General features: G+C 38.1%; 13 protein-coding genes. 11 read left to right on the forward strand and 2 right to left on the reverse strand.

Features of this window, described 5'->3' with window-relative positions:
- Positions 1 to 212 precede the first annotated feature (212 nt).
- From aroC to DNG35_RS01445, 5 genes are all read left to right on the forward strand, one after another.
- Positions 213 to 1,271: a chorismate synthase gene (gene aroC, locus DNG35_RS01425; protein ID WP_111125981.1), complete on the forward strand. Its 1,059-nt coding sequence runs from the start codon at positions 213 to 215 to the stop codon at positions 1,269 to 1,271.
- A 9-nt stretch (positions 1,272 to 1,280) separates the two neighbouring features.
- Entirely contained in the window at positions 1,281 to 2,585 is a 1,305-nt protein-coding gene (locus DNG35_RS01430) for a dicarboxylate/amino acid:cation symporter (protein WP_111125982.1), read from the forward strand.
- 74 nt (positions 2,586 to 2,659) lie between these two features.
- Positions 2,660 to 4,414: an SLC13 family permease gene (locus tag DNG35_RS01435; RefSeq protein WP_111125983.1), complete on the forward strand. Its 1,755-nt coding sequence runs from the start codon at positions 2,660 to 2,662 to the stop codon at positions 4,412 to 4,414.
- A gap of 125 nt (positions 4,415 to 4,539) precedes the next feature.
- A complete protein-coding gene (locus DNG35_RS01440) occupies positions 4,540 to 5,097 on the forward strand; it encodes a hypothetical protein (RefSeq protein WP_111125984.1) in 558 nt (185 codons plus the stop codon).
- Positions 5,098 to 5,256: 159 nt separating this feature from the next.
- Positions 5,257 to 5,748, forward strand: a complete 492-nt coding sequence (locus tag DNG35_RS01445; RefSeq protein WP_111125985.1) for a DUF4274 domain-containing protein — start codon at positions 5,257 to 5,259, stop codon at positions 5,746 to 5,748.
- Positions 5,749 to 6,635: 887 nt separating this feature from the next.
- Here DNG35_RS01445 and DNG35_RS01450 read toward each other — a convergent pair.
- Complete coding sequence (locus tag DNG35_RS01450; protein WP_111125986.1) at positions 6,636 to 6,890, reverse strand: Rho termination factor N-terminal domain-containing protein; 255 nt, start codon at positions 6,888 to 6,890, stop codon at positions 6,636 to 6,638.
- Between the two features lie 17 nt (positions 6,891 to 6,907).
- Complete coding sequence (locus DNG35_RS01455) at positions 6,908 to 7,468, reverse strand: type 1 glutamine amidotransferase domain-containing protein (RefSeq protein WP_111126206.1); 561 nt, start codon at positions 7,466 to 7,468, stop codon at positions 6,908 to 6,910.
- Between the two features lie 211 nt (positions 7,469 to 7,679).
- Here DNG35_RS01455 and DNG35_RS01460 point away from each other — a divergent pair, with 211 nt between their 5' ends.
- The 6 genes from DNG35_RS01460 to DNG35_RS01485 all read left to right on the forward strand — a co-directional run bounded on the left by DNG35_RS01460 (position 7,680) and on the right by DNG35_RS01485 (position 12,012).
- A complete protein-coding gene (locus tag DNG35_RS01460) occupies positions 7,680 to 8,399 on the forward strand; it encodes a flavodoxin family protein (RefSeq protein ID WP_111125987.1) in 720 nt (239 codons plus the stop codon).
- Between the two features lie 213 nt (positions 8,400 to 8,612).
- Positions 8,613 to 8,945: a helix-turn-helix transcriptional regulator gene (locus DNG35_RS01465; RefSeq protein ID WP_111125988.1), complete on the forward strand. Its 333-nt coding sequence runs from the start codon at positions 8,613 to 8,615 to the stop codon at positions 8,943 to 8,945.
- Positions 8,946 to 8,986: 41 nt separating this feature from the next.
- Positions 8,987 to 9,493, forward strand: coding sequence for a DUF6428 family protein (locus DNG35_RS01470; protein WP_111125989.1), 507 nt, complete (start codon positions 8,987 to 8,989; stop codon positions 9,491 to 9,493).
- 18 nt (positions 9,494 to 9,511) lie between these two features.
- Positions 9,512 to 10,144: a low molecular weight phosphatase family protein gene (locus DNG35_RS01475; RefSeq protein ID WP_111125990.1), complete on the forward strand. Its 633-nt coding sequence runs from the start codon at positions 9,512 to 9,514 to the stop codon at positions 10,142 to 10,144.
- On the forward strand, positions 10,141 to 11,205 hold the full coding sequence (arsB, locus tag DNG35_RS01480; RefSeq protein ID WP_111125991.1) for an ACR3 family arsenite efflux transporter: 1,065 nt from the start codon (positions 10,141 to 10,143) through the stop codon (positions 11,203 to 11,205). The genes DNG35_RS01475 and arsB overlap by 4 nt, the downstream gene beginning before the upstream one ends.
- A 33-nt stretch (positions 11,206 to 11,238) precedes the next feature.
- Positions 11,239 to 12,012: a sulfite exporter TauE/SafE family protein gene (locus DNG35_RS01485; protein ID WP_111125992.1), complete on the forward strand. Its 774-nt coding sequence runs from the start codon at positions 11,239 to 11,241 to the stop codon at positions 12,010 to 12,012.
- Positions 12,013 to 12,138 lie beyond the last annotated feature (126 nt).

Here is a 12,138-nt window from a genome sequence, read left to right on the forward strand (position 1 = left end):
AAATGCTTCGGAAAACTTACGTTGTTTCTTGATTAATTTTAAATTAGCTTTCATATAAATTGACTTTAGTGGTCAACCTATATCAGGGACGTACACAATTTCAATTCTCACTTCTCACTTCTCACATCAACACACTAGCAGATTAATACATTATCATATCATCAAATTTTCTATTGTCTACCGAAAAAATTACATTTGTTGAAAATCAATCTATGGCGGGCAATTCTTTCGGTAAAATATTTAAGTTAACCACTTTTGGCGAATCGCATGGAAAAGCCATTGGCGGAATCATAGAAGGTTGCCCTGCAGGTATTGCCATCGATTTCTCGAAAATCCAAGAAGATTTAGACCGTCGTAAACCCGGACAATCCCGATTGGTCACTCAACGAAAGGAAGACGACAAAGTAGAATTTCTCTCAGGAATCTTTGAAGGAACGACGACAGGAACTCCTATCGGTTTTCTTATCAAAAACACCGACCAGAAGTCGAAAGATTACAGTCATATCAAAGAGGTGTATCGGCCAAGCCATGCCGATTTTACCTACGACGAAAAGTATAAATTTAGGGATTATCGCGGTGGCGGAAGATCAAGCGCTCGCGAAACCGCTTGTCGTGTTGTAGCGGGTGCTGTTGCTAAACAGGTAATTCCGGAAATAAAGATAACGGCTTATACACAATCGGTTGGAAAAGTGGGTTTATCTTCAGGTGATGAAATCCGCTTTAGCGAAATCGAAAACAACAATGTGCGATGCCCAAATGCGGTCGTTGCACAACAGATGGAAGCCCATATCCTTGCCACCAAAAAAGAGGGCGATAGTATTGGGGGCGTGATATTCTGTCATATTACTAACGTGCCTACGGGTTTAGGCGAACCGGTATTTGACAAGCTCCACGCAGAACTTGGGAAAGCGATGCTTTCCATCAACGCGGTAAAAGGGTTTGAATACGGAAGCGGTTTTGAAGGCACAAAAATGAAAGGTAGCAAACATAACGACCTATTCAATACCGATAAAACGACCCAAACCAATTACAGTGGCGGAATACAAGGCGGTATTTCCAACGGAAGTGAAATCTATTTTCGTGTGGCTTTTAAACCTGTAGCTACCCTTATGAAAAGCCAACAAACCATCGATAAAAAAGGTAACAAAGTAGAAATGATGGGCAAAGGCCGTCATGATGCATGTGTGGTTCCTAGAGCCGTACCAATTGTAGAGGCGATGGCAGCTTTGGTATTAGCAGATTACTATTTATTACAAAAAATCAATCAATAGAGAATAAGTATGAAAAAATTAGCATTGCACTGGCAAATATTACTAGGAATGGCACTTGGAGTGGTATTTGCACTTCTGATGACCAACTTTACTTGGGGACCAGGTTTTATAGAAGATTGGATCAAACCTTTCGGAACCATTTTTATCAATGCCTTAAAGCTTATTGCAGTTCCTTTAATATTAGCTTCCCTTATCAAAGGGGTGTCTGATCTAAAAGACATCTCACAGCTCTCTAAAATGGGTTTTAGAACTATATTGACTTATGTGACCACAACAGTGATTGCTGTTTCTATTGGTTTGGCAGTTGTCAATTTGGTGCAACCCGGAAAAACCATTAGTGAAGACACACGCGAGGAACTGGTACAAAGTTATGGAGGTGAAGCAGAGTCGAAACGTCAGGACGCCCAAAAACAAAAAGAATCCGGGCCTTTACAAGCCTTGGTCGATATTGTTCCTGACAATATTATTGGAGCTTCCTCTAACAATGGCAATATGTTGCAAGTGATTTTCTTTGCGATATTCTTTGGGATAGGTTTAATTCTCATTCCTGAGAAAACAGCCGAGCCCGTCAAAGCCTTTTTCGACGGGTTTAACGAAGTTATTTTAAAAATGATTGACATCATTATGCTTTTTGCACCTTATGGTGTTTTTGCACTATTGGCAGCTTTGGTGGTAGAAGCACCAAGTGCAGATCTTTTTGCCGCATTGGCGATGTATTCACTCTGTGTCGTAGCAGGTTTATTATTGATGATAGGGGTTTATATCTTGTTGGTTTGGATCTTTACCAAACGTACTCCTTCTTTTTTTATCAACGGAATATCGCCTGCGCAGTTATTGGCTTTTTCAACCAGTTCGAGTGCCGCTACCTTGCCCGTAACGATGGAAAGGGTAGAAGAGCATTTGGGAGTAGAAAAAGAAGTCTCGAGTTTTGTGCTGCCTATCGGAGCTACCATTAATATGGATGGTACGAGCTTATACCAAGCGGTTGCTGCCGTATTTATTGCACAAGCCTTTGGAATGAATCTTGATTTTGCTACGCAACTCGGTATTATAGCGACCGCAACTTTAGCCTCGATTGGTTCTGCGGCGGTTCCTGGAGCAGGAATGGTCATGTTGGTGATTGTACTCGCCCAAGCAGGAATTCCTGAGGCGGGTCTAGCCCTTATCTTTGCCGTCGATCGACCTTTAGACATGTGTAGGACGACCGTAAATGTAACGGGCGATGGAGCCGTATCGATGATGGTAGGAAAAGCAGTAGGGAAACTAAGGGATTTCCCAATTGTAAAGAATTGGGATGATAATTATAAAGCTTAAAAAAATAACTCTTAAAAAAATAGTCTCTTACTTTTCGTATATTCCTTTTACGTATTTTAGTGTAAAAATACACTATGGAAATTGCTTTGGTCATCGGTCTTCTTGTGGTTGTGATTATTCTTTTTGCCAGCGAAAAGTTTTCGGTAGATGTGGTGACCATCGGGATGTTGGTTCTGCTCACCCTATTTGGAATCATTAGTCCGAAAGAAGCCTTCGAAGGTTTTAGTAGCGACTTTATCATTATTCTAGCCTCTATTTTTATCATTTCTGGAGCACTCTCCGAAACAGGTTTACTCGATAAACTAGGTTCACAGATGATAAAAGTCGTAAAAAGCAAAACGCTTTTTGTGGGGTACACGATGTTAGTAACTGGTGCACTTTCTGCTTTTATGAACAACACTACGGTTACCGCTTTGGTTACGGGCCCCGTGATTGGTATGTGCAGAAAACTCGATTTAAGTCCCTCCAAAGTATTGATTCCTGTGGCGTTTGCATCTATTCTTGGCGGAACCTGTACGCTTATCGGTACTTCTACCAATATGGCTGTTAGTGGTTATATTGCCCAATCGGGCATGGAACCTCTTTACTTTTTTGAGATTTTTTGGATTGGTCTTGTTTTTCTAGTAACAGGGGTTGTTTTTATTCTTATTTTTTATAAAAAACTACTTCCTAATTACCAACATGGGGGGTATAACGAACGCTACGAAATTGCACAATACCTTTCTGAAGTAGTCGTTTCAGCAGAGTCTAGTTTAGTAGGGCAGGTAGCTTTTTATTCCGATTTGGCTAAACAGGAAATACGTATACTAAAAATTATACGCAATAAAGAAGCCTTTATTCCAAGATCTTCTACTTATATACAAGCCAATGATATTCTGCTAGTAGAGTGTAGTATCGAAGATGTCATCAAAATAAAAGAAGCTTCCGGGCTCGAAGTATTGGCCGATACCATTGCCCAAAAAGAAGAGCCCAACGAAAAAGTAGTAATGGCAGAACTACTCATTACTCCAAGTTCCAAACTTATTAACCGTAGCTTAAAAAAATCGCGCTTTCGACAAAACTACGATTTGGTTGTTCTGGCCATACAGCGGTTTGGAGAACCAGTGTCGCAAAAAATCGGAGATATCAAGCTGCGTATAGGTGATACTTTATTGGTACAAGGAACCCAAGAAGATATCGATAAAAACCGAAACTCCACGCAGTTTTCGGTAGTTGGCGATTTTAAGGTAAACATGTTTAAGGAAAAGAAAGGTATTTTTACTGCTATTGTTTTCCTGCTTGCCATCATCGCAGGAACCTTCGGCTGGACGCCACTTTCTATCGCTTTTATGGCCGCAGCATTATTAACAGTGCTCTCTGGAGCCATACATGTAGACCGAGCCTATGAAATCATCAATTGGAAATTACTCATTCTTATAGGAGGAATGACTGCTTTTGGTTCCGCTATGCAAAATTCAGGAGCTTCAAAATACCTCGCAGAAAATATTACCAATCTTTTAGGCGATTTTGGTCCGATGTACGTACTTGGCGGTTTTGTGATTTTAGTAATCTTACTCACCCAACCCATGAGCAATGCCGCTGCCGCATTGGTTGTCCTTCCGGTAGCCTTGGATACTGCCCAGATGCTCAATGCAGACCCTCGTACTTTTGCTATAGGTATTATGCTGGGAGCCTCTGTTTCGCTTATTGCTCCCTTCGAACCCTCTTGCATATTGGTTTTTGGTCCCGGAAAATATAAATTCATTGACTTTTTAAAAGTAGGACTTCCCTTGACACTACTACTTTTTCTTATACTCATGGCATTGGTCCCTTTCTTTTGGCGTTTATAAAAAAACATACCACTTTATTCCTTGATACCGTACTATCCAAAGCTTGCTAGCTATGATAACCTAAAAAGACTTATATTCGTTTGGTTATAACGAGTTGCCACACTACAATAAAATCATATTACTAATTGAAAATTGTTTTAAAAATAGTTTTAATATTTGTTATTCTAATTTTTTTAGGAATTTTAATTATTTCTGATATAGCTGACAGAAATCAATACTATTCAAAATATACTCCAGAAGAAGAGTTAAAAATTTTTATGTGGAAAGACGGTTATGATGAATATCAAGACCATAGAGATGTTTACAAAGATCATTTTAATAACGAAAAGTATAGATTCCCAAGAAAAAAAGTTTCTAAAGTAAAGTTATTTAAAAATAGTTTTTTAATAAGCCGATTAACATCAACAACAATTTCAGAAACAAACAAAATTAGCATAATAAAATTTTTTAATAATCCAAGTAATTTTGATTGGTCCGAAACTACTTGGGATTTATCTGAATCTGAATATATTCTTAGATTTTATAATCAAGAAAATAAAGTAATTGGGAAAATTTGGTTCTGCTTACAATCTTGTAGAATGACAGAATCAGAACCATTTTCGCCAAGTATGAAATACGGTGGATTGAGCAAAAACGGCAGGAAAAAATTAAAAACCTTAATTGATAAAATATTGAGCGAATAAAAAACGTGAGGCAACAACATAAATCTCAAATTGCTCCAAATTTATTCCCACGGATAAAACCCCATAAGCTCAACCTATTTTACGCTTTTTAACTATCTTAGACCCAAACCTAACGGAACTTGAATTGATATTCTGTCCGTTGTGCTTAATGTAAAAAATATGATAGTTCGACCGAATAAAATAGCACTGATCAAGAAAAACTTCATTGAATTTTCATTTAATGGAGACGAAGATGACGATGTTGAAATTATACCTGATTTTGAAAAATTTAAAACGCTAAACTCGGCAGAACAATATTTTCTTGCAGATAAATACAACTGGGATGATGGAACAATAGTGTTGGATTGGATTATTGAAAGTCATAAATGTGACAAAGGAACTGCCTCATTAATATTTTGGCATGCAGAACCTGACTTCTATTTTGATTATACAGCAGAAACAATCGATGATTTTGAAAAACCTGTTTGGAATTTATTACAAAAGATTGTGAGAAAATTTAGAGAAAACGGATTTAAGAATAGCAAACTCAAATTTGACCCAATAAAAGAAGGGTATAAAACTGACTGGAAAACTGAATTAGATATTTGGGAAATACCAGCAGAATTAAAAACAGCAACGAAAGGAAAAAAGCCGTTCAGATTCGGACTCTGAAAAATGAAAAGCACTAGATACAACAAAACCTATAAACAATAATGCTTTGCTTGAGGCTATTGTTCATCATTAAATCATTGTATGTGGTTAGAAAAATAAAAAAAATGTCCACTTATGGAAGCAGTTTTGGTGCTGAGAACATTTCTATGTTCGACACTTTAGAAGCCTCAGCGTCCGAGATAAGAATACTGCATCACTCTTTAAAAAAAAGAATTCCTCATATTGACGTCATAACCGACCTAAGTTTCACCTTGGGGTACCCACAGCTGAAGTAGACGTCAAGAATTAAAAGCTGTTTGAAGTTCACTCTGTGAACAAGTTCTTTTAATTTAGCCTGCAAAGCGTGATGGGTCAATAAGAAACTTAAGTCTTGATCTTTTGCTCCGTTTTGCATCAAGGCAAAATGAAGATATAAAATCTAAGTCACGTCAAACTTTACAACTATACTTTTTCCATTGATGAAAAAGTATGATAGAAAAAACCAATCTTTACAATTTTGTGTATTCAAGAGAAACAGATAACCTTTCTTTATAAGCTTTGTATCTATAAAATGACACTTCGAGAGCCTCAGTGTCCGAGATTGTGTTGAGCCCTGAGGTTACTCGAAGGGCAGTGTCTGATATTGAGAATACTCCAGTCAGTTCGAGTTTTTTCTAAAAGAAAAAGTATCGAGAACTAGACCCTTATTGTGTAGCACTTCTCGATACAACCTCACTGCATTCGGCCACTCGAAGTGACAAAATCCACCTATGTTACTCACGTCTCCCAAAAAGCTTTCGTGTGCTGAGTTATAACCGAAACATCATCAATGAAAAAAATGAACATGTAATATACATAAAAAAACAGACTAACACTTTAGGAGCCTCAGTGTCCGCTTCGTAATTAATTTAGTGGTTACGCAAAGCATGTATCAATTCTTTTTTGTTCATCTTACTGCGTCCTTCAACACCAATATCTTTTGCTTTATCGTAAAGCTCCTGCTTAGTTCTTTCTTCATAGGTACTAGCTTTTCCTCCCTTTTTACCAGGGTTTTTAGAATTGGCAATACGTGCAGCTTTTTCTTTGCTGTAGCCTTCTCGTCGTAAGGCCTCATAGCGCTCATCGTTCTTGATGCTCGGCCCATGGTCTTTTTGTGGTATCATAACTATGTTTTTTTAGGTTAAGCCGTTTGCTCTTCGTGTTTTCCTTCGTAAACTTCTTCTACCAATTTACGGTTAAAAGCCTCAAGGTCTTCAGGTGATCTACTAGTGACTAAACCTTCATCAACGACCACTTCTTCATCTACCCAATTGGCTCCTGCATTCAGCATATCTTTTTTGATAGAATCAAAAGAAGTAATTTTCCTTCCTTGCAACACATCGGCTTCTGCCAAGAGTTGTGGTCCGTGACAAATAGCGGCGACTGGCTTTTTGTTTTCAAAAAACGACTTGACAAATTGCACGGCTTTTTCGTTACGTCTCAACTTATCCGGATTAATAACGCCGCCCGGAAGCATTAAAGCGTGATAATCGGATTGGCTTACACTGTCTAAGGTCTTATCTACCGTATATTCGTTACTCCAATTGCCTTCGCTCCATCCTTTGATTTTCCCAGAGTCTTCTGATACAATATGTACTTCTGCTCCAGCTTTTTCCAAAGCAGCTTTAGGGGAGCTTAATTCGCTTTCTTCAAATCCGTTGGTTGCTAAGATGGCAACCTTCTTTTTATTTAAATTTTCCATGGTATATTGTTTTTTTAATGAATAATTTACTTCCTCTAATTTATCAAAGCATGGGCTTCCTACCAAAAAAGACAATCGGTTTAACCTAAGTTTAGTAGCCTATGTTAAAGCATCTTAAAAAAGAACATAGCAGCTAGTATAGTTAGAAATCCGTTCTTTTTAATACCTTTATAGGTATCGTAAAACTCTTTCACGAATTAAAAATTAAAAGATGAGAACACCAGACTTCAGTAAATTGAAAGCCGTCTATATCAACTGTACGCTTAAAAAATCGCCGCAAAAAAGCCACACCCAAACTTTAATGGACGTCTCCAAAAACATTATGGAAAGGGAAGGCGTTAAGGTCGAAAATATCAGGTTGGTAGATCACGAAGTCGCACCTGGAGTTTACCCCGATATGACGGAAGAAGGCTGGAGCAAAGACGAATGGCCAAAGCTGTTTAAAAAAGTAATTGCCGCTGACATCCTTATTATCGGAACACCTATTTGGTTGGGCGAGAAGTCATCGGTAGCTCAAAAACTCATCGAAAGACTCTATGCGATGAGCAGCGAAACCAACGAAAAAGGGCAATACCTCTATTACGGGAAAGTAGGAGGTTGTATCATTACCGGAAACGAAGATGGGGTAAAGCATTGTGCTATGGGTATTTTATATGCCCTGCAACATATCGGTTATTCCATTCCGCCGCAAGCCGATTGTGGGTGGATAGGTGAAGTAGGACCAGGGCCAAGTTATGGTGATCAAGAATGGGATGGAAAAAAGCTAGAAAAACCTGTAGGTTTTGATAGTGATTTCACCAATAGAAATACCACCTTTATGACCTATAACTTATTACACCTAGCGAGTATGCTTAAATCACATAACGGCTACTCTGCATACGGAAACTCCAGAAAAGGTTGGGACGATGGTAACCGCTGGAATTTTGAATAGCCTTCAAAAGATTAAGTTGCTTTATAGCAATTGAATCAATTTTAGTAATTGAAATAGTTCTCGATATGATTTTTTTATAAAAAATCACTCGAACTGACAATTTAGGAATTGGTTTGAACCAAAATGTAGAATGAATATTAAAAAAATATGTCACCATATTTTGAGGTTAATATATTTAATCGTAATATTGCAATGTATTAATAGAAGTAACCTATGGGACTCGCAAAAACCGAAATATTTACCGATGAACAAAACAAAATAGCGCTTTATGCGAAAGTATTCGGACATCCGGCAAGGGTGGCTATTTTGCAACACTTGTTTAGAATCGATACTTGTGTTTGTGGTGATTTAGTAAATGAAATCGGATTGGCACAACCTACCATATCCCAACACCTGAAAGAACTCAAAACCTTAGGCTTAATAAAGGGAAACGTAGAAGGCACGAGTGTTTGCTATTGTATTCATAAAGAAAATTGGACACATATGAAAAAAGTGATGCTTGAATTTCTCGATCAGGACCTACAGCAACAAGGAGATTGCTGCTAAAAAAATTTAAACTTATTCATCGTATAATTACAATAAAAAAAATGAAATTATCAGAAGTAAAAAAGGCATTAAAAGCATTAGATACCATCGCTTTTCAACTACCACATGGAGAGTTGGTTCCCCGTCACTTCCATGTGACAGAGGTAGGCAAGGTAACCAAGCATTTTATCGATTGTGGAGGACAAGTGCGCCACGAAGAAGTGGTGAATTTCCAATTATGGAGTGCCAACGACTACGACCATCGACTTCATCCCGAAAAGCTTTTAAAGATCATTCAGTTATCGGAAGAAGTATTGGGAATAACCGACTTGGAAATAGAAGTAGAATACCAAATGCAAAGTCACAAACAAGAAAGCTCGATAGCACAAAACTTCAATACTATTGGGAAGTTTGGTCTTGCTTTTGACGGCACACACTTTTTACTCACTCCACAACAGACCGATTGCTTGGCAAAAGACCAATGTGGAGTTCCTACTCAGAAGAAAAAAATAGCTTTAGCGGAGTTAAGCAGTACCTCTTGCTGTACGCCAGAAAGTAATTGTTGTTAAACCTAAATTAAATACCTCATGACTAATTCTTTGTTCCCAAAAATAGAAGAAAGCATAGAGCAATTAGATCTAGCGTCCATTACAGCACCGCGTAAAGCTATTCTACAACCGCTGATTGATTTTATACAAGCCAAAGTTAGCAACCATCAAGAAGTTCGTCTTCATTTTATTTGTACACACAATTCCAGAAGAAGCCATTTGTCACAGGTCTGGGCACAAGCCATGGCGTATAAGTTTAAAATCAAAAACGTGTTTTGTTATTCTGGCGGCACTGAAGCAACGGCGCTTTTCCCAATGGTAGCCAATACCTTACAAAATACGGGGTTTAAAATCACGACCATCGCTGCGGGAGACAACCCTATTTACACTATAAAATATGCCGATAGCGTTCATCCTGTTATTGCTTTTTCAAAAAAACTGGACCATGAGTTTAATCCAGCTACTGGTTTTGCCGCGATTATGACTTGTTCTCAAGCCGATGGAGGTTGCCCTTTTATTGCAGGGGCAGAAAAACGTATTCCTATTACCTTTGAAGATCCAAAAGCTTTTGATGATTCACCACAACAAGCAGAAAAATACGAAGAAAGAAGCTTACAAATTGCGACAGAGTTGTATTACATTTTCTCTCAAATCAACCCCAAAAAACAATGAGTACAAAAAAATTAAGTTTTCTCGATAGAAACCTCACTTTATGGATTTTTGTTGCTATGGCAATAGGAATAGCTTTAGGTTATTTTATTCCAAGCTTTCCTGATATGATCAACTCGTTTAATCAAGGTACTACCAATATTCCCATTGCCATAGGACTTATTCTTATGATGTATCCTCCTTTAGCTAAGGTCAATTATGCATTACTGCCAAAAGTCTTTAAAAACACCAAAATACTTTCAATTTCGCTCATCCTAAATTGGGTAATTGGTCCGGTACTCATGTTTGTGCTAGCGATTCTATTTTTGAGTGATTACCCCGAGTATATGGTAGGCCTAATTTTGATAGGTTTAGCCCGTTGCATTGCCATGGTATTGGTGTGGAATGATCTTGCGGAAGGTAATAGTGAATACGGTGCTGCATTAGTAGCCTTAAATAGCATCTTTCAAGTATTTGCCTATAGTTTTTATGCGTGGTTGTTTATCACCAAACTACCTCCTTTATTAGGTTTTGAAGGAGCTATTATTGATATTTCGATAGCCACCATTGCCGAAAGTGTAGCGATCTATTTGGGAATTCCTTTTCTTATGGGAATACTCAGCCGACAACTACTGGTAAAGCTAAAAGGAGAGGAGTGGTACACCCATAACTTTATCCCAGCTATTTCCCCCATCACCTTGATTGCTTTGTTATTTACCATTGTGGTAATGTTTTCTTTAAAAGGAGAGCTCATCGTAAGCATTCCTATGGATGTGATACTTATTGCAATACCTTTACTGCTTTACTTTACGGCGATGTTTATCATTGGTTTTTTCATGACCAAGGCTGTAGGAGCCAATTATGATAAAACCACCTCGGTAGCTTTTACCGCTGCGGGTAATAATTTTGAATTGGCAATAGCTGTGGCTATTGCGGTATTTGGACTCAATTCAGGGCAAGCATTTGCAGGCGTGATTGGCCCCTTAGTAGAAGTACCCGCATTGATTTTACTCGTGAAAGTATCTTTTTGGTTGCGTAAAAAATATTACGGTAAAACAGTAAACGCTTCCTCCCAAGTCAAGTAAATTTTTCTAAATTTATAAAACAATATTAGGCTTATGGAATGGTGGACTTCACTTTTTTCGGAAGTAGAGTTAGGCGTTGTTCTCTTGCTATTTATACTTGGATTGGTTGCTTTTGTACTTTCAACAATCTCGGGAGGAGGTGGAGCATTAGTCCTGGTGCCTGTTTTAGATTGGATCATCGGAGTCAATAATACCGCACCAGTACTTAACTTAGGTACTTTTATAGGGCGTCCTTCCAGACTTATTATCTTCTGGAAACATATCAAATGGAAGGTTTGCCTTTATTATGCACCAACAGCGATTATTGGAGCTTGGTTAGGGGCTTGGTTGTTTAGTAATTTTAAAATCACGTGGCTGCAAATAGTCGTTGGGCTTTTTCTAATCAGCACGATTTGGCAGTTTAAATTTGGAAAGAAAGCTAAGTCTTTTGAAATGAAGCTATGGTATTTCATTCCTTTAGGACTTGTCATTTCTATCTTAGGAACCATTATTGGTGCTTTAGGTCCTGTGCTCAACCCGTTTTACCTAAATTTAGGACTCGACAAAGAAGAACTGATTGCCACCAAGACAGCTAATTCCTTTCTCATGGGACTCTCACAAATAGGCAGCTATACCTTCTTTGGACTACTACACGACCAGTTATGGGTATACGGAATAGCACTAGGCATAGGAGCCACATTAGGAAATTTGATAGGGAAAAAGTTTTTGGCTTCTATGAAGAGTAGTACCTTCAGAAAATGGGTGATTGCGTTGATGGTCATCAGTGGTGTTTTCTTGATTTATGGTCAACTAGAAAAACTGTTTTAAAAAGTTGAAACTAACATAACTCGCTTCGTTACAAAGTTTTTTAAATCGCAGTTTCTGATGCTGAGAATACTTCAGTCATTGCGACAGGCAGGTTTCTAAAAGAAAAAGTATCGAGAACAGCCCCTT

It is taken from the genome of Mesonia sp. K7, from assembly GCF_003233725.1.
GTDB lineage: Bacteria > Bacteroidota > Bacteroidia > Flavobacteriales > Flavobacteriaceae > Mesonia.